Origin of the sequence: Mucilaginibacter rubeus, from assembly GCF_014643835.1 — a bacterium.
GTDB classification, from domain to species: domain Bacteria; phylum Bacteroidota; class Bacteroidia; order Sphingobacteriales; family Sphingobacteriaceae; genus Mucilaginibacter; species Mucilaginibacter rubeus.
In genome coordinates, this window is record NZ_BMKD01000004.1 from 459,042 (window position 1) to 481,552 (window position 22,511).

Annotated in this window: 16 protein-coding genes; 1 reads left to right on the forward strand and 15 read right to left on the reverse strand. The window is 43.7% G+C overall.

Translation table 11 applies throughout. From position 1 onward, the window contains the following. Nucleotides 1-53 precede the first annotated feature (53 nt). The 7 genes from lepB (IEX80_RS16045) to IEX80_RS16075 form a co-directional block, all read right to left on the reverse strand. Complete coding sequence (gene lepB, locus IEX80_RS16045; protein ID WP_262892450.1) at nt 54-1,532, reverse strand: signal peptidase I; 1,479 nt, start codon at nt 1,530-1,532, stop codon at nt 54-56. Nucleotides 1,533-1,554: 22 nt separating this feature from the next. After that, nucleotides 1,555-2,694 (reverse strand): signal peptidase I, encoded by a 1,140-nt coding sequence (gene lepB, locus IEX80_RS16050; RefSeq protein ID WP_188833440.1) that lies wholly within the window; start codon nt 2,692-2,694, stop codon nt 1,555-1,557. A gap of 203 nt (nt 2,695-2,897) precedes the next feature. Then, nucleotides 2,898-4,352, reverse strand: a complete 1,455-nt coding sequence (gene lepB, locus IEX80_RS16055) for a signal peptidase I (protein WP_188833441.1) — start codon at nt 4,350-4,352, stop codon at nt 2,898-2,900. A gap of 16 nt (nt 4,353-4,368) precedes the next feature. Next, a complete protein-coding gene (dapB, locus tag IEX80_RS16060) occupies nt 4,369-5,118 on the reverse strand; it encodes a 4-hydroxy-tetrahydrodipicolinate reductase (protein ID WP_090529435.1) in 750 nt (249 codons plus the stop codon). A 23-nt stretch (nt 5,119-5,141) separates the two neighbouring features. Beyond that, nucleotides 5,142-5,819 carry a DUF5683 domain-containing protein gene (locus tag IEX80_RS16065; protein ID WP_090529438.1) on the reverse strand — a complete coding sequence of 226 codons (678 nt, stop codon included), beginning with the start codon at nt 5,817-5,819 and terminating at the stop codon, nt 5,142-5,144. Nucleotides 5,820-5,834: 15 nt separating this feature from the next. Further along, a complete protein-coding gene (locus IEX80_RS16070) occupies nt 5,835-6,746 on the reverse strand; it encodes a ParB/RepB/Spo0J family partition protein (protein ID WP_188833442.1) in 912 nt (303 codons plus the stop codon). A 3-nt stretch (nt 6,747-6,749) separates the two neighbouring features. Next, nucleotides 6,750-7,553 (reverse strand): ParA family protein, encoded by an 804-nt coding sequence (locus tag IEX80_RS16075; protein WP_090529444.1) that lies wholly within the window; start codon nt 7,551-7,553, stop codon nt 6,750-6,752. Nucleotides 7,554-7,852: 299 nt separating this feature from the next. Between IEX80_RS16075 and IEX80_RS16080 the strand changes: the two genes are divergently transcribed. Then, a complete protein-coding gene (locus IEX80_RS16080) occupies nt 7,853-8,374 on the forward strand; it encodes an NADPH-dependent FMN reductase (RefSeq protein ID WP_188833443.1) in 522 nt (173 codons plus the stop codon). Between the two features lie 145 nt (nt 8,375-8,519). Here IEX80_RS16080 and IEX80_RS16085 read toward each other — a convergent pair whose 3' ends face one another. The 8 genes from IEX80_RS16085 to IEX80_RS16115 form a co-directional block, all read right to left on the reverse strand. Continuing rightward, entirely contained in the window at nt 8,520-9,446 is a 927-nt protein-coding gene (locus IEX80_RS16085; RefSeq protein ID WP_188833444.1) for a hypothetical protein, read from the reverse strand. A gap of 110 nt (nt 9,447-9,556) precedes the next feature. Continuing rightward, nucleotides 9,557-10,747 (reverse strand): M20 metallopeptidase family protein, encoded by a 1,191-nt coding sequence (locus IEX80_RS16090; RefSeq protein WP_090529452.1) that lies wholly within the window; start codon nt 10,745-10,747, stop codon nt 9,557-9,559. Continuing rightward, a complete protein-coding gene (locus tag IEX80_RS16095; protein WP_188833445.1) occupies nt 10,740-11,204 on the reverse strand; it encodes an SPOR domain-containing protein in 465 nt (154 codons plus the stop codon). Before IEX80_RS16095 ends, IEX80_RS16090 begins: the two co-directional genes overlap by 8 nt. A 128-nt stretch (nt 11,205-11,332) precedes the next feature. Beyond that, a complete protein-coding gene (secA, locus tag IEX80_RS16100; protein ID WP_188833446.1) occupies nt 11,333-14,644 on the reverse strand; it encodes a preprotein translocase subunit SecA in 3,312 nt (1,103 codons plus the stop codon). 394 nt (nt 14,645-15,038) lie between these two features. Continuing rightward, nucleotides 15,039-15,839: an ABC transporter permease gene (locus IEX80_RS27815; protein WP_308421701.1), complete on the reverse strand. Its 801-nt coding sequence runs from the start codon at nt 15,837-15,839 to the stop codon at nt 15,039-15,041. A 39-nt stretch (nt 15,840-15,878) separates the two neighbouring features. Beyond that, the gene (locus IEX80_RS27820) at nt 15,879-17,432 is read right to left on the reverse strand and encodes an ABC transporter permease (protein WP_229701651.1); all 1,554 of its coding nucleotides are present in this window, start codon (nt 17,430-17,432) and stop codon (nt 15,879-15,881) included. An 83-nt stretch (nt 17,433-17,515) separates the two neighbouring features. Beyond that, complete coding sequence (locus IEX80_RS16110) at nt 17,516-19,876, reverse strand: ABC transporter permease (protein ID WP_188833447.1); 2,361 nt, start codon at nt 19,874-19,876, stop codon at nt 17,516-17,518. Nucleotides 19,877-20,055: 179 nt separating this feature from the next. Continuing rightward, the gene (locus IEX80_RS16115; protein WP_188833448.1) at nt 20,056-22,431 is read right to left on the reverse strand and encodes an ABC transporter permease; all 2,376 of its coding nucleotides are present in this window, start codon (nt 22,429-22,431) and stop codon (nt 20,056-20,058) included. Nucleotides 22,432-22,511: the final 80 nt, after the last annotated feature.

Sequence of the window (22,511 nt, forward strand, 5' to 3'; positions counted from 1 at the left end):
TGCTCCTCAAAACAGGCTTTTCACTTTAATTCCCCCTACAGGGGGTTAGGGGGCTAATGGATCAGATTAAACAGCCTGCTCCAGCGGATCTTGTGGATGAACGATGCATTGTCGTCAACACTCATCCAAATGAACAGTGCTTTACCCACAATATGATTTTCAGGAACAAAGCCCCAGAAACGTGAATCTTCCGAGTTATGACGGTTATCGCCCATCATAAAATAGTAGTTGAGTTTAAAGGTATAGCTATCAGCTTTTTTTCCATTGATCAGGATGTCTTTACCGTTCACTTCAACCTTGTTGCCTTCATATACGGCTATCGCACGACCGTAGATCGGGAAGGTTAAACTATCCAGCTTTACTGTCCAGCCCTTTTTAGGTACAATGACAGGCCCGAAGTTGTCTACATTCCATTTATAGTCGGGAGTGTTAGCTCCTATTTTGTAGTTGGAGAAAATGGCAGGGTAAACCGGGTTCATCGGATCCGACGCCCCCGGCGGAGTTAGCCGCGGAGTAACTGACTTGATGTTTGAATATCCCCTCAGTGCCTTTGCCGATTCCTCGGTGGTATTGGTAATAAACTCAGTATTATTTACTGATGAAATATCCGACAAATGCAAATCTGTTGCTATCTGCGGGTTAAGCTCGTTCCCATCTGTTTTAACATCATAGGTTATTTCGCCTTTTGGTGGTGTAACAGCAGCTTTCCCATTTATAAATACCTGGGCCTTAACTACACTCAGCGTATCGCCCGGGGTACCCTGGCAGCGTTTGATATAGTTTTCGCGTTTATCAACCGGCCTGAAATAAGGCGAATCGGCATCCATAGGATAATTGAACACTACCACATCACCTTTTTTAATATCACTTAAACCCGGCAGACGATAGTACGGCAGTTCGATACCATCCCAATAGGCTTTGGTATTGATAAGCGGCATGGTATGGTGTGCGAAAGGGAATGCAACAGGCGTCATGGGTAAACGCGCTCCATAGTTCACTTTGCTTACAAACAGGTAATCGCCAATAAGCAATGAACTCTCCATGGAAGCACTGGGGATCACATAAGCCTCGATAAACAGCGTGCGGATCAGTGTGGCAGCAATTACCGCAAAAATGATGGCATCAGCCCACTCACGTGCCTGGGTTTTCTTAAGTGCCCGCTTGTACTTCTCCCTGAATTCCGGGCTTGCAGATTGGCCCAAATATTTGGTATCCTTATCAAAACCCCATTTTGGGAAATAGATGAACTGCAGCACAATGCCGGCGCAATGCTCTGCAAACGTGAACTTACCGTATGATTTAATAAAATCGATAGTTATACCCAAGGCAACAAGAAAGCCCAAACCGGGTATCAGCAATAATATAAACCACCAGCCCGGCCTGCCGCTCAGTTTGATCATGACGTATAAATTGTACAAGGGCACTATAGCTTCCCAACCCGGCCGGCCGGCTTTTTCGAATAATTTCCATAAGCCTATATAGGGCAATATGATTAAAACAATAAATGTTATTACAAATCCTAAAACGTTCACTTTGGTATTTTTATATTTTCAATTAATGTATGCCCCTGAACAACCGGTTCCACCTTATTTTATTAAAGAAGCTGGCTGTACTGTCAATACTCATCCAGGTAAATAAAGCTTTGCCTACTACGTGATCTTCCGGAACAAAACCCCAAAAGCGCGAATCTTCCGAATTATGACGATTATCACCCATCATAAAATAGTAGTTAAGCTTAAAGGTATAAGTATCGGCTTTTTTTCCGTTAATCATGATATCCTTACCCCCAACATTTACTTTATTATTTTCATAAATCTCGATAGCGCGGCCATAAACCGGGAAAGTCAGGCTATCCAATTTAACTGTCCAGCCTTTTTTAGGGATAATGATGGGGCCATAATTATCTACATTCCATTTAAAGTCAGGAAAATTAGGTGTGATCTTATAACGCGGGTACTTGGCAGGGTAAACCGGATTCAGCGGGTCACTGGTACCCTTAAGCGTTACCGCAGGCACAATTGATTTTACATTTGAATAAGTTTTCAAAGTAGCTGCCGATTCTTTCCCCATCATCATTTCATAACGGTTGCCGGTATTGCCCCTGATATCTATCTTAAGTTCGTTCAAAATAGCCGGGTTAAATTCCTGCCCATTGGTTTCAACAAAATAACCTTCCTTTCCTCTTTCGGGATTTGGCGCTGCCTTACCATTAATATACACCTGTGCATTAACAACACTTAAGGTGTCTCCGGGGGTACCCTGGCAGCGTTTGATAATGTTTTCGCGCTTATCCACCGGCCTGAAATAAGGAGAATCGGCCTCTATCGGCGCGTTAAAAACCACGATATCCTGCTTCTTTATATCACTTAGTCCTGGCAGGCGGTAATAAGGCAATTTTATTCCCCCCCAATAGGCCTGAGTGCCCCAGGGAGTGGTGTGGTGCATAAAAGGAAACGAAACAGGCGTTATTGGCATCCTTGCGCCATAGTTAACCTTGCTTACAAACAGGTAGTCGCCAATTAAAAGTGAGTTTTCCATCGAACCGCTGGGGATAACGTAGGCTTCGATAAACAGCGTACGGATAAGCGTGGCGGCTATTACTGCAAATATGATAGCATCGCCCCATTCACGAAGCGCACTTTTTTTCTTTTTTACTTTAGTTGTATCTTTCTTTTTCCAGAATTTCCAGTTCATATGATGTATCGAATGTGCAAATGTGCAGATTTTTTAATGTTTATATTTTATGTATAAGATATATGTTACACGTTATATGTTACGCTCCCTCATATTAATTATAGATTCCTATTATTAGGCACAAATTGATAACTATTTAATCTCTCATCTGCATATCTTCCCATTCATCTGCACATCTAAAATCTGCACATCTGCATATCTCTCTAATTAATCCTCCTAAATACCCTGTCCCATCTTATTTTACAAAATGAAGGCGAATTGGCATCCCAGCTCATCCATACCAATACGGCTTTACCTACAATATGGTCTTCGGGCACAAAGCCCCAAAAACGCGAATCTTCGGAGTTGTGGCGGTTATCGCCCATCATCCAATAATAATCCATTTTAAAGGTATAACTATCGGCCTTGATGCCATTTATCGATATCTCATTGCCTTTAACCTGCACCCTGTTATTTTCATACACCTCAATGGCGCGCTGGTAAAAAGGCATGGTCATGCTGTCGAGCTTTACCGTCCAGCCTCTTCGCGGAATAATAATTGGCCCCAGGTTATCCTCGTTCCACCTGAAGCGTGGATCATGCGGAAAAACCTCATGATCGTACACCCCTCTTAACTTAATATCGGGCTTCACCGCCTTAATATAGGGATATGTTTTTAGCTTCTCGGCTGATTGTGCAGTCATATTCGCTGTAAAATCAACCCCGGTAAACTGTTGAATATCCGACAGATGAAGGTTATATCGCATATGGGGGCCAAACCCTCCTCCCGAACCATTGGTACGTACCCGGTATTCCATTTCTCCGTTAGGCGGGGCGGCTATTAAACGGTTATTTACGTATACCTGGCCGTACTCCAGCTTTATAATGTCGCCGGGCGTGCCCTGGCACCGTTTAATATAATTTTCCTGCTTATCTACAGGACGGTAAAACGGCGAATCGGCATCCATTGGATAGTTAAATACTACTGCATCACCCTTTTTTACTTCGCTGAAACCCGGCAGCCGATAGTAGGGCAGCTTAATACCATCCCAATAGGCTTTAGTACCGGTGAGCGGCATAGTGTGGTGTGCAAATGGAAATGCTATGGGGGTCATAGGCAGGCGTGCACCGTAATTGATCTTGCTTACAAATAAAAAGTCGCCTACCATTAGTGAGCTCTCCATAGATGACGAAGGAATGGTGAAAGCCTCGAGGAAAAGCCCGCGGATAACCGTCGCCGCTATTACAGCGAAAAGGATAGCTTCCGTCCATTCCAGCACAGGTGATTTATCAAGATCATGGTATTTTTCCCTGAAATCGTCACTTGCCGATGGACCAACGTACCGGGTATTTTTATCAAAGCCCCATTTGGGGATAAAAATAAATGGCAACAGCACCGACACGGTAATTTGCCCGATGCCCACCTTGCCAAACGATTTAATGAAGTCAATGAGGATACCGATACTTATAATAAAGTTTATGCCCGGTATTAAAAGCAACAATAGCAACCAGAGCGGCCGCTGGCTTAGCTTGAGCATAACATACAGGTGATACACCGGGATCAGCGCTTCCCAGCCCGGGCGACCGGCTTTTTCAAAAAGTTTCCAGTATCCGGCCAGTATTAAAATCAATAGCGGGCCTGTAATGATATAAAACCCTATATAGCCCGCTATTGCCATTTATATTAAAAAGCTATTAGCTGTTAAAATCAAACATGGCTTCAACAGAGTAAAAACCCTTTTTATCGTGCAGCCACTCGGCAGCCAGTACGGCGCCTAACGCAAACCCATTACGGTTATGGGCAGTATGCTTAAATTCGATGCTATCCACTTCCGAATCATAAATAACAGTATGTGTACCCGGCACACTGTCAATCCTTAATGATTCTATAAGCAATTGGTTAGGTGCAACATTCGCATCGTCATCGCTGTCGTCGGTAGTTAATACATTAATCCACTCATTTTTGGTATCGGTGTTGTTAATGATGCCTTCGGCGATGGTTATTGCCGTACCGCTTGGCGAATCCATTTTTTGGGTATGGTGGATCTCTTCAACCTGTACTTCGTAATAAGGGTACTTGTTCATGACTTTAGCCAGCAGCTTATTCACGTAAAAAAATACGTTAACGCCAACGCTGAAGTTTGAAGCCCACAATAATGATTTATTCCCCTCAATACATTGCTGTTTTACTTCCGGTAATTTCTCGTACCAGCCTGTAGTACCAATAACAACAGGTACATTGGCATTAAAGCAATGCTCAATATTTGATAATACGGACGCCGGGGTAGTAAATTCAATTACCACATCTGCTTTTTGCAGGTTTTCGGGTGTAAGGTCATGGAGGGTTTCATGATCAATGGTAAGTACAATTTCATGCTTGCGGCTAAGGGCTATCTTTTCGATGATTTTGCCCATTTTTCCGTAGCCAAGTAACGCTATCTTCATTTCAGGTATTATGGTTTTCCTTATTAAAACGTAAAGGTAACTTTTATACCCGGAATATAAGCATTATTAGCACCCTGCGCATAAACCGGCTGATTAATTATACCCGGGGCTACTTTGAACGACAAATTATTATCCACCGTGTATGAGTGGATGAACTTGGCATCGATATAAGCATCAATAGCCTGGATACCCCATACAGCTAAAAAGCCCAGTATGCTCAAATCACGGTTACGCCTTGAATTTTCACGGGCATCGCTCAAGTTGGCATCGGGCACGTCTTTATAAAGGTTATATTCTGTATAATAAGGGTCGCCGGGATTAGGAGGAGTACCCTGGCGGTATCTTGATAATGTTAAATATTCTTTGTAATAATGCTGGTTATATATAATGGCCGAGGTTAGCAAACCTAAACCTCCGTAAATTAACGGCACTTTCCACCATCTGTGGTTGTAAACCTGGCCCCAACCAGGTATCATCAATGAATGCATTACTGCTTTATGCGGGATGTGGGTACTATCGGGATGATAGATCTTTTCTTTGGCAGGATCAATCTTTGGAGCAAATGAACCCGACGGGGTTTTAACAGGATGCTTTACTTTCAGCGTATCACTTTTTTTACTCCCCGTACTATCAACTACCTGAGCTTGTGCGGCAGAAATAAAAAAAGCTGATACGGCTAAAAAAAACAGGAATTTATACATTTTTTAAATTAACAATTACCAATCAAGCATTTCAAGGATGCGGCCAAGATCATCTTCCGAAAGGAAAGGGATCTCGATAACACCGCTTCCGCGGCTGCCAACTTTTAGTTTTACCCTTGTACTAAATTTTGAAGCCAGGTCATCCTGGATCTTTTGCAACTGATATGATACCGGCTCCGGCTGTTTGCCTTCCTTTTTTACCGGCGACTTTTGCATCTCTCTTACCAGTTCTTCAACCTTACGAACGGATAAACCTTCCTTTATAATATGCTGATGTATAAATAATTGTTTGGCAGGATCGGTTAGCGTTAAAATAGCTTTGGCATGCCCCATTGAAAGCTCGCCATCACGAATGGAGGCCTGGATAACCGGCGGCAACCTTAACAAACGAAGGTAGTTGGTCACTGTTGAGCGGTTTTTGCTTACTCTATCGCCCAGTTCTTCCTGCTTCAGGTTACATTCCTCAATCATGCGCTGAAAACTCAGGGCAACCTCAATTGCATTCAGGTTTTCGCGCTGAATGTTTTCAATAAGTGCCATTTCCAGCATTTGCTGATCATTGGCAGTACGCACATAAGCCGGGATCTGGGTTAGGCCAGCCAGCTTTGACGCACGAAAACGACGCTCGCCTGATATCAGCTGATATTTATGTGCCCCTATTTTCCTGAGCGTTATCGGCTGAATTAAACCCTGCAGTTTGATCGACTCTGAAAGCTCGGCCAGTGCCTGCTCATCAAAATCGGTACGTGGCTGAAACGGGTTAACCTCAATTTCGGCCAGTTTTATTTCATTAACCGAGCCAAGGTCATTTACCTCGGCCGGGTTTGCTGTTTCCCTGTTTCTGTTTTGGTATGGTTGTACGTTAGGCGTGTCGTTTAATAGCGCACTCAGTCCCTTTCCCAGGGCATTTCTCTTTTCACCACTCATTTACTATACTGTTGCTGTAGCTGTTGCCTGTTCACCCTTAACCAATCCGTTTTTTTCCAGAATTTCGCGGGCAAGGTTTAAATAATTTATTGCACCCTTACAGGTAGCATCATGCATAATTACCGATACGCCAAAGCTCGGGGCCTCGCTTAAACGGGTATTACGCTGTATAATGGTATCAAAAACCATGTCTTCAAAATGGGTCCTAACTTCATCAACCACCTGATTGCTCAAACGCAAACGCACATCGTACATGGTTAACAAAATACCTTCAATCTCCAGTTGCGGGTTAAGGCGCGATTGAACTATTTTAATGGTATTTAACAATTTGCCCAAACCTTCCAACGCGAAATACTCGCACTGTACCGGTACAATTACCGAATCGGCAGCGGTTAAAGCGTTAATGGTGATCAAACCTAATGACGGTGAACAATCAATAATAATAAAATCATATTCATCCCTCACTTTTTCAAATACCTGTTTCATTTTAAACTCACGGCCGGTTAAATTGATCATTTCAATTTCGGCACCTACCAGGTCAATATGTGCGGGTAATAAATCAAGATTGGGAGTTTCAGTTTTCTGAATGGCCTCATGAGGGTCAACCTCATTGATGATACATTCATAGATACTGTTTTTTATATTGCGGGGATCGAAACCGATGCCCGAAGTTGAATTAGCCTGCGGGTCGGCGTCAACCAACAAGGTTTTATAATCTAATACAGCTAAACTTGCAGCCAGATTTATAGATGATGTAGTTTTCCCTACGCCGCCTTTCTGGTTGGCTAAAGCAATAATTTTACTCATTCTATAGTTTAAAAAAATTTATAGTTCTGTGATTTATAACAACGTTAAATAGAAACAGAAATTTCTACTTTCGTAAAGTTTTTATCCGGTGATAAAGATACGGAATTAAATAATGTAGAATTCCACAGCTTTTGCCTATTTACAAACAATATTGATCAAATTAGTAAATTATCAGTGCGGCAATTAATAAATATTATTACTTAACCATATTTATTACTAAACCATTCATTAACAAAATATTACAAATTATTCAACAACGATATTACTAATCAGATCAGTCAGCAATTTACTAATAATAAATGATAACCATAATATCGTCAACCAACAGACCGGGAAGCTCAACGCTCAAACTTGCTAACGTTTATCAGCAAAAACTGCAGGAAAAGGGTGTTGAAGCAGGCATCTTATCACTTGCTCAGCTGCCTCCAAACGTTATTGAAACCGACCTCTACAACAAACGCAGCGCCGCATTTGAGCCTATCCAGCAAATAGTTACCAATACGGATAAATTCATATTCCTTATCCCCGAATATAACGGCAGCTTTCCGGGTGTACTTAAGGTTTTCATTGATGCGTGTAGCTTCCCCGAAAGTTTTTATGATAAAAAAGCGGCGCTGATAGGCTTATCATCGGGCAAATATGGTAATATCCGAGGGGTCGACCATTTTACCGGCGTTTGCCATTACCTGCACCTCAACATTATGGCGCTTAAATTACATATAGCGGCCATACACAAAGAGTTTGATGAAGAAGGGAACCTGTTTAAGCCCGATACCATAAAATTTGTAAACGAGCAGATAGAAAAGATCATTAAGTTTTAACCTGTTTGATTTCACCGATTGATGGCTTAGTTTAGTCCAAGATTCAGGGCGGCAGTCAGAGATCAGTTTTTCATCCTATAAACTGTATGATTTACCTCTTGCTATGCCCTGCTCCCGCCCGGGTGTTGGGCTAAGATAAAGATGCTTACTCCCTCTTATAATCCTTATGCACAATCAAGAAACTCGCACGCTCTTCCTTATGAAAGGGAATATTCCAATTACCCTGGTAGGTAATTTTTGTAGGTAGCGGTTCGCCCTGGAAATTATTAAGCTCGATGTCCATCTGCACATTAAAATCAAAGAACATGTTGCTGAACTTCATATCGATATAGCGGCCAAGGATCTGAAAGGTACGCTCATCAAAAATGGTGGTCATTTCCTTGATCATGGTATCGCTGTCGGATGTGCTCGGCTTGCACCTCACCTTAAAGCGGTAAACAGGAATGGTGTCGAGGTACTTACCACGCGCAAATTCGTAATAATAATACTGGCGCATATCATTAGAGAAAATTTCCGTTTTGCTGCTGATGAAAGGAATCCCGCTTACCTTACGGCCCGGCGTAAAGATCAGCGTTTTGAGTTTGCTTTTGTATGATTCATTTTTACCTCCCGATCCCGGCAGGGCATCCCCTTTAGTAAAATCAGAGTTATAGGCGTTCATGAAAATAAAATCGAACATCTCAACCGTATACAACTGGTACTTGCCGTTCTTTTTGTAAACATCACCGCTGTCCTTTTTAGCAACGTATTCTATTTTATGTTTACCGGCTGCGTTGCTGTGGAGTATTTTACGGTAGATGCGCCCGTTTACCCGGTTCTTGCTGTCGTAAGTAAAAATTCGGTTTTCGGCAGTAAAGCCAAAGCCTTTCATATTCTGGAAGGCCTTATAAAAGCCTGTATCGGCCAATACGGCATCTATGAAATCCTGCGCATTGAGTTTATGTGAGCGGATATCAACCAATGAATCGATAACAATAGTACGGATAGTATCAGGGTTAAAGCGATTGATCTGCTGCGCCTTTGTTAACAGACTGGCGGTACATAAGATAAGGAGAAGGAGAAGTTTTTTCATCGCGTTGTTTTCTACAACACGTCATTGCGAGGTACGAAGCAATCGCGAATATACAGGGCGGATCTGCCTCTGTGCGATTGCTTCGTGCCTCGCAATGACGCATGGGGAAATTAGTTGCCGAGTTGCTTTACCGCCAAATAAGCCATCAAACCGGTACTTATTTTAAATGCATCTTCTTCCACATCAAAAGTAGGTGTATGCACAGATGAAGTTATTCCCCGGGCTTCGTTACGGGTGCCGAGGCGATAGAAACAGCTGCTGGCAGCCTGCGAGTAATAAGCAAAATCTTCGGCAGCCATCCAGATGTCCAGGTCGAGCACGTTTTCTTTCCCCAGGTAAGCTTCGGCATGGCCGCGGGTGGCATGGGTTAATTTTTCTTCGTTGATCAGGAACGGATAACCGCGCATGATATTGAAATCGCAGCTTCCGCCCATGCTTTCGGCAATGCCTTCGGCCATTTTTTTCATGCGTTTGTGAGCTTCCTCGCGCCATTTCTCATCCATGGTGCGGAAAGTACCTTCCAAATAAACCTCGTTAGGGATCACGTTGGTAGCCCCATTGGCTATAACCTTACCAAATGATAATACCGACGGACTTTTAGGATCGGCAAAACGGCTCACTACCTGTTGTAGCGCGGTTAATATATGTGCGGTGATGATAACCGGATCGATATTTTGCTGCGGCTGAGCACCGTGACCGCCTTTACCTTTAACAGTAACATAAAGTTCATCAGTTGAGGCCATATATTTACCTGCACGGAAACCAACTTTACCGGCATCAATCAAAGGCATTACATGCTGGCCCAATACGGCAGCCGGTTTGGGGTTTTCCAAAACGCCCTCTTTAATCATGAGGCTTGCACCGCCGGGAAGTTTTTCTTCGGCCGGCTGAAAGATCAACTTAACGGTGCCAGCAAACTGGCTTTTCAATTCGGTTAATATTTTAGCTGTACCTAATAATGATGAGGTATGCGCATCATGGCCGCAGGCATGCATCACGCCCGGGTTTTGCGATTTATACGGAACATCATTGGCTTCCAATATTGGAAGCGCATCCATATCGGCACGCAATGCAACCACATTGCCGGCGTCAGACGGCTTTTCGCCTTTAATAAGGGCTACCAAACCTGTATCAGCCATTTTATGGTATTCCAGGCCAAGCTCTTCAAGCTTATTGGCTACAAACACCGAGGTTTGCAGTTCATGAAACGAAAGCTCGGGGTTGGCATGCAGGTGGCGGCGGTTAGCCACAACCTCATTGAATATTTTTGCGGATAATTCCTGTATTTGCTCTTTAATCATTATTAGGATCCGTTTTAGGGAGATTTATTTTTTCGGAAATGATGAATATGCTTGAAAACGATGAGCGCAGCTCTTGTACCAGTTTTTCTGCTTCGAGCCGGGTACGGAAATCGCCTGCTTTCACTTTAAAGTTGGGCTCGCGATAGCTGATGTAAGTACGCAGTTCGGGATATTGCTGCTGCAACCGGTTTTGCGCATTGTAGGCATCCTTGCGGTTTGATCCACTGAAGAATTGTACCCGGTAACCGTAGGATGAATAACCGGCGGCATCGGTACCTGCTGTACTGTTCAGCGTAAATCTTTTAGCTATCAGGCTGTCAACCAGCGGGTCTTTGATCACTTCAACCTTGCCGCGGGTTTGTGCAAAGCTTTGGGTTGATGCAAGTAGTAATAAAACAAAAAAGCAGTATCTGATAACGGCTGATTTAGCTTGATGATCAAATACTGCTTTTTTCATTCTTTTTATTTTTTAATAAATGTTGTCATGCCGAACTTGTTTCGGCACCCCACGAGCATGGTTGGCATCATGCTGGCAACTTATCCTATGAGATCCCGAAACAAGTTCGGGATGACATTTTCAAAGGCTTAATTCTGCCCTACGCCGTGGCAGTTTTTGTATTTTTTACCGCTACCGCAAGGGCAAGGGTCATTACGGCCAATTTTGTTTTCAACCCTTACCGGGGTGATCTTTTGCGGCTCCTGCGGAAAATCATCCATAGGCACACCGTTACTTTCGCTCACTACTTCGGCCTTGGTGGTTTTCATTTTGCGCAAGTCAAGCTTTGGCTCAGGCCTTGCTTCCCTTACCTCTTCGGCCTGTTGCTGAACCGGGATCCCGCCGCGGAACAGGAAGCTTACAATTTCCTTGTTCACGTTAGCCAGCATCCCCCTGAACAGTTCAAACGCCTCAAACTTGTAAACCAACAGCGGGTCCTTTTGTTCGTAAACCGCGTTTTGTACTGATTGTTTTAACTCGTCCATTTCGCGCAGGTGCTCTTTCCATGCATCGTCGATCAGGTACAGGGTAACGTTTTTCTCGAAAGATTTAAATACCTCGTGACCGTGATTTTCAACCGCCTTTTTAAGCGGAACGGCTACCTGGATACCGTGAATACCATCGCTGAACGGAACAACAATGTTTTCAACATACTGACCGCGGGTTTCATAAACGTCTTTAATAACCGGATAGGCCTGTTGTGCAACTGCTTCCTGTTTACGTTTATAAAAGTCCATTACCGTTTGGAAGGTCAGATCAGTTAATGCCGGAATTGTTTTTGCAGTAAATTCGTCAGCGCTAAGCTCAATATCAACCGAGAACAAGCGGATCACTTCTAAGGTAAAGCCTTCGTAGTTGGCACTTTCTTTATATTCGGTAACAATGTCCTCAACCACATCAAAAATGGTGTTGCTCAGGTCAACATCCAAACGCTCACCAAACAGGGCGTTTTTACGTTTGGTGTAGATCACCGTACGCTGTGAGTTCATCACATCGTCATATTCCAGCAAACGTTTACGAATGCCGAAGTTGTTTTCTTCCACTTTTTTCTGTGCGCGCTCAATTGATTTGGAGATCATAGAGTGCTGGATCACCTCGCCTTCTTCAATGCCCATACGTACCATCAGGCTTGAAATCCGCTCTGATCCGAATAAACGCATCAGGTTATCCTCTAACGATACGAAGAACTGTGAAGAACCTGGGTCACCCTGACGACCAGAACGACCGCGCAACTGCCTGTCGACACGGCGTGATTCGTGACGCTCGGTACCCACAATGGCTAAACCACCGGCTTCTTTAACGCCAGGGCCTAATTTAATATCCGTACCACGACCAGCCATGTTGGTAGCAATGGTGACAGTGCCGGCTTTACCAGCTTCAGCCACAATATCGGCTTCTTTCTGGTGCATTTTGGCATTCAGTACGTTATGTTTGATACCGCGCAACTTAAGCATACGGCTTAATAATTCAGAAATTTCAACCGATGTTGTGCCAACCAGTACCGGGCGGCCAGCCTGGGTAAGGCTAACAATTTCTTCGGCTACCGCGTTGTATTTTTCACGTACAGTGCGGTAAACTAAATCCTGTTTGTCTTCGCGGGTGATGGCGGAGTTAGTTGGAATTTCAACCACATCCAGTTTATAGATCTCCCAAAACTCGCCTGCTTCGGTAACAGCGGTACCAGTCATGCCGCAAAGCTTATGGTACATCCTGAAGTAGTTTTGCAGGGTAATGGTTGCAAAAGTTTGGGTAGCATCCTCAACTTTTACGTTTTCTTTAGCCTCAATAGCCTGGTGTAAGCCATCAGAGTAACGGCGGCCGTCCAATACACGACCGGTTTGCTCGTCAACTATCTTTACCTTTCCTTCGTCAAGAATATATTCGGTATCTTTTTCAAAAAGGGTATAAGCTTTCAGTAACTGGTTAACCGAATGGATACGTTCAGATTTGATGGAGAAGTCACGCATCAATTCGTCTTTACGGGCAATCTTTTCTTCAGCGCTTAAGGTTGATTTTTCGATCTCGGCAATTTCGGTACCTACATCAGGCATCACAAAAAAGTGAGGATCTTCGCCGGATGCGGTGATCAGCTCGATACCTTTTTCAGAAAGTTCAACCTGGTTATTTTTCTCGTCAATAACGAAGAATAATTCAGAGTCAACCTTAGGCATTTCCTTGCCCTGATCCTGCATGTAGTGATTTTCTACTTTTTGCAGGATGGTACGGTTACCGCCTTCACTCAAAAATTTAATTAATGCTTTGCTTTTTGGCAAACCGCGGAAAGCACGTAACAAAGCTAAACCACCACCATCAACATCGGTATTACCGTCGTTAATAGCTTTTTTAGCTTCGTTCAATACGCCGTTAACGTAGTTTTTTTGCGCATTAACCAAACGCTCGATGCGTGGTTTCAACTCGTAAAATTCATGCTCATCGCCACGTGGGATAGGGCCTGATATAATTAAAGGTGTACGGGCATCGTCAATTAAAACGGAGTCAACCTCATCCACCATGGCATAATGCAATTTGCGTTGTACCAGCTCTTCCGGGCTGCGTGTCATATTGTCACGCAGGTAATCGAAACCAAATTCGTTGTTGGTACCAAAAGTAATATCGGCCAAATAAGCGGCACGGCGCTGCTCAGAGTTTGGTTCATGTTTGTCGATGCAATCAACAGATAAACCGTGGAATTCATACAACGGGCCCATCCACTCACTATCTCGTCGGGCCAGGTAATCGTTCACCGTTACGATGTGAACGCCTTGTCCGGCTAAAGCGTTAAGATATGCAGGCAGCGTGGCTACCAGCGTTTTACCTTCGCCCGTTGCCATCTCCGATATTTTACCCTGGTGCAATACGGTACCACCGATAAGCTGCACATCATAATGAACCATGTTCCAGGTAACCTCGTTACCCGCTGCTATCCATGTGCTGCTATGAAAAGCTTTATCGCCTTTAATAGTAACGTTTGGTTTGCGGGCAGCCAGCGTGCGGTCAAACTCGGTAGCGGTAACTTCTAATGAACTATTGGCAGCCAGGCGGCTTGCTGTTTCTTTAACTACAGCAAATGCCTCGGGCAATATATTCATCAATATGTCTTCAAGCTCTTTATTACGGTCTTTTTCAAGCTTATCAAGCTGAGTATAAAGCTCAACTTTTTCGGCTACATCCATATCAAGCTCGTTTTCTGTACGATCTTTAATGGCTTGTATTTCACTGTCGATACCAGAAAGGCCTTCGGCAATGGTTTCTTTAAAATATATGGTCTTAGCCCTAAGCTCATCATTACTCAGGGAGCCAAGCTTAGCATATTCAGCCTTAATTTTCTCAACTATAGGCTGTATACTTTTTACATCCCGTTCTGATTTGCTTCCGAAAAGCTTACTGATAAAATTTAACATATTATTTTATTATGATACAACCCGGCTCAACAATTGCGCCATAGCAACCGTTAGAGCCAAATTGACAGGCAAATGTAAGATTTTGTGCCGAATGCCGAAAGGATAATGCTTTAAACCGTTATGCGGGGATGCAAGATTGACATTACGGTGTTTTATTGTTATTGTCTGAATCTGAATTTGCAAAATTAGAGGATTTACATAATGATGCCTGAACCAAATTATAGATTTATAAAGCGGAATGTACAAAGCATAAAGCTTAAAACTTTATAGCAGGATACTTAGCAAATCCGATAAACCCCTTAATTCGTTTAATTCATGTTCAGAAAGCCCCACCCCGTTGTCGTAAGGGCACGGCAACGGGGTAAAAACTGGCCTTTAGTCTTAATCACTCACCCTATTCTGTTTTCAAACTTTTTACCGGATTCATTGAAGCTGCTTTTATACTTTGATAACTTACCGTGAGCAGCGTTATAGCGATGGCTCCTATTGCGGTGAGGCCAAATATCCACCATGATAAATCGGCCCGGTATTTATAATCCTGCAGCCAGCCCTGCATAAAGTAATAAGCTGTTGGTATGGCTATCAATAATGATACCGATACCAGGAGCACAAATTCCTTCGACATTAATTGCCATAGGCTAAATATTGAAGCACCCAGCACTTTGCGTACACCAATCTCCTTAGTGCGTTGTTCGGCCATGAATGATGCCATGCCAAACAAGCCCATGCAGCTTATAAAAATGGCAAGCAGCGTAAAGAAGCCGGCGAGTTTGCCTATGCGCTCTTCGTTGGTGAATTTACGGGCATACTCTTCGTCGGTAAACTTATATTCAAAAGGAGTACCTGGCGCATATCTTTTAAACATGGCTTCAATTTCGGCCAACGCGTCGTGCGCGCTCATTTTAGGGTTCAGGCGGATATCAAGCAGGCTAAAATCATTTTTATCCAACAAGAATAACGATGGCTTAACCGGCTCATATGGCGACGACATCACCATATCTTTGATTACACCTATGATCTTAAACTTTTTAAACCAATCTACCGTTTCGCCAACCGGGTGTTTAAAGTTCATGAACCTGGCGGCCGACTCATTGACGATAATACCCAGCGAATCGGCAAGGTTATTCTTTTCAAAATCACGCCCGTCAACAATTTTCCACTGGGCTACTTTTCCAAACTCGGGGCTAATAGTTATTGTACCAAAATCATCCTGTAAGCCCGCTGGCTTATCCCGTCAGTTAAGGCCGCTGTTATTTGAATAAACGCCTGTAAGCGGACTGCCAGACTCAGCCATTTCAATAATTGCGCCGGATTTAAGCAGATCGGTCCTTACCGCTTCAAAATGCTTGTGGATCTCGTTCGTGCGCATGTCCATCTGCACAAGGCCCGTGCGCTCATACCCAATAGGCCTGTTCTTGGTAAACTGCACCTGCCTGAAAACAATGGTGGTACCGATGATTAGTGTAACCGAAACGGTAAACTGCACTACAACAAGAACCTTACGTGGTATAGCGGCAAAGCGTCCGGCCTTAAAAGTACCTTTAAGCACCTTAACCGGTTGAAACGACGACAGGTAAAAAGCAGGGTAGCTTCCCGCTATTAAGCCTGTAAAGATGCTGAAACCTAAACCCATCAACCAAAATACAACATTGCCCCAAAGCACATGCATTGTTTTATCGGCAACGGTATTAAACCAGGGCAATGTAAGCTGTACCAGCAATATAGAAACTCCAAAAGCAAACACGGCGATCATGAGCGATTCAATAAAAAACTGGCTGATAAGCTGGCTCCTTAACGAACCTACCGTTTTGCGGATCCCTACTTCCTTGGCCCGTTTCTCACTCCGGGCGGTACTCAGGTTCATGAAATTGATGCAGGCCAGCAGCAGCACAAACACACCGATGATGCCAAACATCCATACAAATTTGATATCGCCGCCGGTATTAAACCCACCTTTAAACTCCGAGGACAGGTGCCATTTGCTCATGGGATGTAAGAAAACCGCAGCCTTAAAACTCACGCCCACATTATCGCCCTGGGCTTTAAGACCATCAAGTTTTATATTCCTGATCTCTGCCGATACCTTATCCAGATTGGCACCCGGTTTTAGCTGAGCGAAGATTTGCCAGGAATTATTGCCCCAGCGCGTACGGGCATTTTTTAACCAGGGCATTGTGGTCATGTACAGATCCCATGGGGCAACAAAACCAAGATCCCGAAAATTGCTGTTATGCGGTATATCCTCATACACTCCCGTTACCTTAACATTCCACTCATTATCAATTTTAATGGTCTTGAGCATCGGGTCGGCATCGCCAAAAAGCGCTTTAGCCAGTGACGCAGAAAGCATAATAGATGAAGGATCTGCCAGGCCCGAATGTGTGCCTTTCAGCATTTTGAGGCTAAGCAGGTCAGGTGCTTCGGCCTGCATGTAGTTCCCTTGTTTGGTAAGCTTTTTATCACCATAAGCCATAATATGCGTATCTGTCCAGGTTGAAAGCACTACATATTTAAAGTCATGCTTAAAATCATCCCGGAGTTTATACCCGAGCGGCATAGGCATGGCTGTTTGTGCATCTGTAACACCATTAAAGGTTTGATTTTGCCACACCTGCACAATACGGTCATAATTGTCAAAACTCTTATTGTACGATAACTCATCCCAGATCCACAGGCCAATAAGCATAGCTACCGCCATACCTACCGACAGGCCTGTAATATTGATAAACGTATGCGCCTTGTTCTTAACAAGGTTTCGCCACGCAACGGTTAAATAGTTTTTAAACATAACTAAAGTTCATTGGTTCACTTGTTCATTAGTTTGTTGGTGTCTCCCCTTCTTCTAACCTCTAATCTCCAACCTCTAACCACTTATTCTGATCTCAAATTCTTTACCGGGTTGGCCAGCGCCGCTTTTATGGCGTGGTAGCTAACCGTTAATAAAGTGATTACCACGGCGCCAACTCCTGATGCCGCGAAGATCCACCAGGTTATGGTCGACCGGTATTCATACTTATGCAGCCAGTTGTTCATATAATAGTATGTTGCCGGAATAGCTATAAAGAGCGATATGGTAACTAAAACCACAAACTCGGTGGAAAGCAACCGCCAAAGATTAGCCACCGAAGCACCCAATACTTTGCGCACCCCTATCTCCTTGATGCGTTGTTCGGCAACAAATGAAGCCAGACCGAATAAGCCAAGGCACGATATAAATATAGCCAGCACCGCAAATATGGTAGCGAGGTTGCCGATCCGTTGTTCGTCCGAAAACTTGCTCGCGTATTCATCATCGTTAAACTTAAAATCAAACGGGCTTCCGGGGTTATATTTTTTGAACACAGGTTCTATCTTTTTTAAAGCTTCCTGCATGGGCATAGTTGGTTTAACCCTCAGCGTTATGAAATTAACCCAGCCGGGCAACATCATAAATACAGTAGCTACAGTTTTTTTGTAAGGCGATTCCATCACCATATCCTTCACAACGCCCGTAACAATGTGATCCTGTTTGTTCCACCTGATCACTTTGCCCACCGGATTTTTAATACCGCTCATTTTCACTGCCGATTCGTTCAGGATAAAGGCACCGGTATCCGTAGGGAAGTTTCTTGAAAAATCGCGGCCCTGGATAATTTTCCAGCCTACGGTATGCCCAAAATCATAAGTTGTAGCAACGGTACCAAAAGTTGGATCGAAGCCTGCAGGCTTGCCATCCCAATCGAAACCTCCGTTATTTGCCCAAATTTCTGTAGTAGTACTGTTTGATTCGGCCATATCCTCAACCGCACCGGTTTGGATCAGGTCGTTACGCATAGTTTCATAATGTCCGTAAATCTCAGGAGTCCTCATTTCGATAGAAAGCAAGCCTGCACGCGAATAACCGACCGGCCTGTCTTTAGCATACTGGATTTGCCTGAACACAACTATAGTACCTATAATCAGCGCTATGGATACCGTAAACTGCACAACAACCAAAACCTTACGCGGCAGAGACGCAAAACGACCTACCTTGAAAGTCCCCTTTAAAACCTTCACCGGCTCAAATGATGAGAGGTAAAATGCCGGATAACTGCCTGCTATGACGCCTGTAAATAAGGTAAAACCCAAAGCCAGGAGCCAAAACCAAACATTGCCAAATGGCATATTTATTTGCTTATCGGCAATGTGATTAAATGATGGCAGCGCAATCAAAACTATACCCACCGTAACCACCAGCGCCAAACAGGCAAATATTACCGATTCGCTTAAAAACTGGTTGATGAGTTGTGAGCGCATGGAGCCGATCGACTTTCTGATTCCCACTTCCTTAGCGCGTTTCTCGCTTCGGGCAGTGCTCAGGTTCATGAAATTGATACAGGCCAGTAACAATACAAATACGCCGATGATACCAAACAGCCAAACCATTTCAATAAGCCCGCCAACCGGTTTGCTGTTTTTAAAATCGCTGTACAGGTGCCATTTGCTCATGGGATGCACCTGTATACTTTCATCATTCATCTTAAAATGCGGCTTGGTAATGTTTCTGATCTTGGCCGATACTTTATCAAAATCCACGTTATCGGCCAGCTGAACATACAATGAGCAGCCATGATTGTCCCATGCTCCTGTTTGCGTGCCCCACCAATTGTCTTTATTAAAAAAAGGCATCAGGAACTTTGTTTCATAAAATGAAGTATTGCGTGGCAGGTCTTCATATACGCCGATAACTTTTAAGTTTGTTTTATTATCAGCTTTGATAGTCTTATTGACCGGATCGGCATTGCCAAACAGCGCTTTGGCAATTGATTGAGATATAACTATTGATGAAGGATCCCTGAATTCGGTATAACTGCCTTTTACCATTTTCAATGCAAGCATGGCCGGCAAATCACCCTCGGCCCAGGCCCCAATTTGTGATATCTTTTTATCACCTACCGAAAGAATATGTGCCCCACCCCAAAAAAGCGAAGTATGTTTAAAATCGCTGGCATACTTAGTGCGCAATTCGGCACTCAGCGGTACCACGGTCGATCGAAAAGTAGGCGTTTCGCCATTTGCCGTTTGTGTAACCATAATCTGCCCCATGCGGTTGTAGGTGCTATGGTACTTATCAAACGATAGCTCGTCCCAGATCCAAAGACCGATAAGCATGGCCACTGCCATCCCCACCGATAAACCCGCAATGTTAATAAAGGCATGCACCTTGTTTTTAACAATATTACGGAACGCGATTTTGATGTAATTCTTTAACATGATTATAGTTCATTGGTTCACTTGTTCATTAGTTCATTGGTGCCTATCATTTAGTCATTGCCGGAGGATAACCGCATGCTAAGCAAATAGGCTCTGTATAGTATGCGGTTGCTTCATCGCTCTTCACAATGAGATAAAATATTATTTCTTAACTCCGAAATCGAACATCCGAAATCAAATTATTCCGACCTCAAACTTTTTATCGGGTTGATCAGCGCTGCTTTAATACTTTGGAAACTTACAGTTGCCAGCGCTATCAAAATAATTAACGTACCCGATAGTCCAAACATCCACCATTGTACCTGTGTACGGTAAGCATAACCCTGCAGCCATTTTGAAGCAGCATACCAGGCTATTGGTGAAGCAATAAGTAAGGCGATTACTACCAGTAACATAAACTCCGATGATAAAAGCCTGAACAACGAGCCTACACTCGCGCCCAGTACCTTGCGGATGCCTATCTCCTTTACGCGCTGCTCGGCTGTGAACATGGCTAAACCAAGCAAGCCAAGACATGATATAAAGATGGCTAAAAAGGCAAATGCATCTGATAGCTTACCAATTACCTGCTCGTTCTGGTACAACTTCTGGTATTCCTCATCCGAAAAATTATAATTGAACGGGAAGGCCGGATTTAGCTGTTTGCACAGCTTTTCCATGCTGGCCAGTGCTTCGCGGGTTTTGCCGGGCTGCGTACGTAACAGGATACTGCCATAGTTTTCGTTTTCGGCACATCTTAACACCAATGGCTTAATTTCTTCATGCATGGAGTTAAAATGAAAATCTTTGATTACACCTACAATTTTGCCATGTTTGCCCCAAAAAGTCAGCGGCTGGCCTATTGGGTTTTTATACCCTATCCTTTTCAGCGCGGCTTCGTTAAGGATATAGCCGACAGAATCCGTTGGGAAATCTTTCGAAAAATCGCGCCCCTGCAGTACTTTGATCTTCATAGTTTTCACAAAATCGTATCCTACCGATGCCTGGGTGAACTGGATATTAACATTGGGGTCCTTACCTATCCAGTCAACACCGCCCGTTCCATTCTGGATATTGGTAGGTGTAGTGGTGATCCGCGTAATTGATTGAACCCCGGGCATTCTCAAAGCCTCTTGCTTAACAGTGCTGTATTTGGCTGTCAAATCACCTTCAAGCGGAATATAAACCAGGTTTTCGCGGTCATAACCCAAATTTTTCGATTGGATAAAATTCATCTGTCCCGATATGACTATAGTACCGGTAATCAGCACAACTGATAGTACAAACTGAAACACCACCAGCCCTTTACGGAACAAAGTGGTACCGGTATCAAGCTTCAGCGCTCCTTTGAGCACTTTAACCGGATTGAACGACGACAGGAATAAAGCCGGATAACTCCCCGATACTAAACCGGTTATCAGCGTAATTACCCCAAGTTTGAACCAAAAAGCAGCATCATAAAAGGGCAATTCAATTTGCTTTTGGGTTACCTCGTTAAAAAACGGCAACAACAGTACAAGCAATATCAGGGAAACCAAAACCGAAAGTGCGGTAATGAGCATCGACTCGGCAATGAACTGGCCTATTAAAGCCGAACGCACGGCACCTACTACCTTGCGTACCCCAATCTCTTTAGCCCGTTTAACCGAGCGGGCTGTAGTTAAGTTCATGAAGTTGATACAGGCTATCAACAAAATAAACACCGCCACTATGCTGAAAATACGTACATATTCAATACGCCCTCCTACAATTTTTCCATCTTCAAAATTGCCCCGCAGGTAAGTATCGCTATAACGCATCATCCCCAGGTCGATGATAAAAGTTGATGTTTTACGGTTTGTACCATTATAAGAATCTAAAAAATGAGGGATCTTTTTGGCAAACTTCACCGGGTCGGCATCCGGGCGAAGCATAATAACAGCGGCTGGCCCCTGGTTGCCCCAGTCGCGCGCCCAGGTGTTTTCATCCAAAAAGTTATACCAGTTCATCACAAAATCAAACTTTTGCGAGCTGTTATTCGGCATGTCCTCATATACAGCAGTAACTGTAAAATCTTTAGCGTTTTCATAGCGGATTGTTTTACCAATGGCTGCCTCCGCGCTGCCAAAAAAACGGTTAGCCATTTTACGCGAGATGGACAAGCTCTTTGGGGTATTTAATGCAGTTTTGGCCGAACCCTGAAGCAGTTTATAACTAAAGATGTTAAAATAATCTTCGCCGGCGGAGGTACCGCCAATCTTTAATATTGTATCGCCTACCTGGAAGGTATTCCATTGGTCGAAACCCATATTTGCACCGTACTGTACTTCCGGGAATACTTTTTTTATCTCTTCGGTAGTACGGCCCGGAGTATTGTAACTACCATGCAGCTTATGGTCGTATTTTTGTAACTCATAAACTGCATAGATCCGTGACCCATTTTTAAACCACGAATCCATATCCAGCTCATTCTGCACCCAAAGCATGATCAGCAGGCTGCACACCAAACCTACCGAAAGCCCCGCAGCATTAATAAAGGCATGCGTTTTATTACGCAGCAAATTACGCCAGGCTACTTTTAAATAGTTTTTTATCATATGCTTAGTTCATTTACTTTATATCATTGGGTCATCAGGTCATTAAGTCATTTTTAACTCAATGACCTGATGACGCGAAG

Excerpts from the sequence above, each read along its gene's own strand:
- IEX80_RS16075 (WP_090529444.1), bottom strand. The coding sequence starts at position 7,553 with ATGAGTAAAATTATTGCTTTAGCCAACCAGAAAGGCGGCGTAGGGAAA.
- IEX80_RS16115 (WP_188833448.1), bottom strand. The coding sequence starts at position 22,431 with ATGATAAAAAACTATTTAAAAGTAGCCTGGCGTAATTTGCTGCGTAAT.
- IEX80_RS16080 (WP_188833443.1), top strand. The coding sequence starts at position 7,853 with ATGATAACCATAATATCGTCAACCAACAGACCGGGAAGCTCAACGCTC.
- IEX80_RS16070 (WP_188833442.1), bottom strand. The coding sequence starts at position 6,746 with ATGAGTGGTGAAAAGAGAAATGCCCTGGGAAAGGGACTGAGTGCGCTA.
- lepB (WP_188833441.1), bottom strand. The coding sequence starts at position 4,352 with ATGGCAATAGCGGGCTATATAGGGTTTTATATCATTACAGGCCCGCTA.
- secA (WP_188833446.1), bottom strand. The coding sequence starts at position 14,644 with ATGTTAAATTTTATCAGTAAGCTTTTCGGAAGCAAATCAGAACGGGAT.
- IEX80_RS16090 (WP_090529452.1), bottom strand. The coding sequence starts at position 10,747 with ATGATTAAAGAGCAAATACAGGAATTATCCGCAAAAATATTCAATGAG.
- IEX80_RS16085 (WP_188833444.1), bottom strand. The coding sequence starts at position 9,446 with ATGAAAAAACTTCTCCTTCTCCTTATCTTATGTACCGCCAGTCTGTTA.
- IEX80_RS16095 (WP_188833445.1), bottom strand. The coding sequence starts at position 11,204 with ATGAAAAAAGCAGTATTTGATCATCAAGCTAAATCAGCCGTTATCAGA.
- IEX80_RS16065 (WP_090529438.1), bottom strand. The coding sequence starts at position 5,819 with ATGTATAAATTCCTGTTTTTTTTAGCCGTATCAGCTTTTTTTATTTCT.
- IEX80_RS27820 (WP_229701651.1), bottom strand. The coding sequence starts at position 17,432 with ATGTTTAAAAACTATTTAACCGTTGCGTGGCGAAACCTTGTTAAGAAC.
- IEX80_RS16110 (WP_188833447.1), bottom strand. The coding sequence starts at position 19,876 with ATGTTAAAGAATTACATCAAAATCGCGTTCCGTAATATTGTTAAAAAC.
- lepB (WP_188833440.1), bottom strand. The coding sequence starts at position 2,694 with ATGAACTGGAAATTCTGGAAAAAGAAAGATACAACTAAAGTAAAAAAG.
- dapB (WP_090529435.1), bottom strand. The coding sequence starts at position 5,118 with ATGAAGATAGCGTTACTTGGCTACGGAAAAATGGGCAAAATCATCGAA.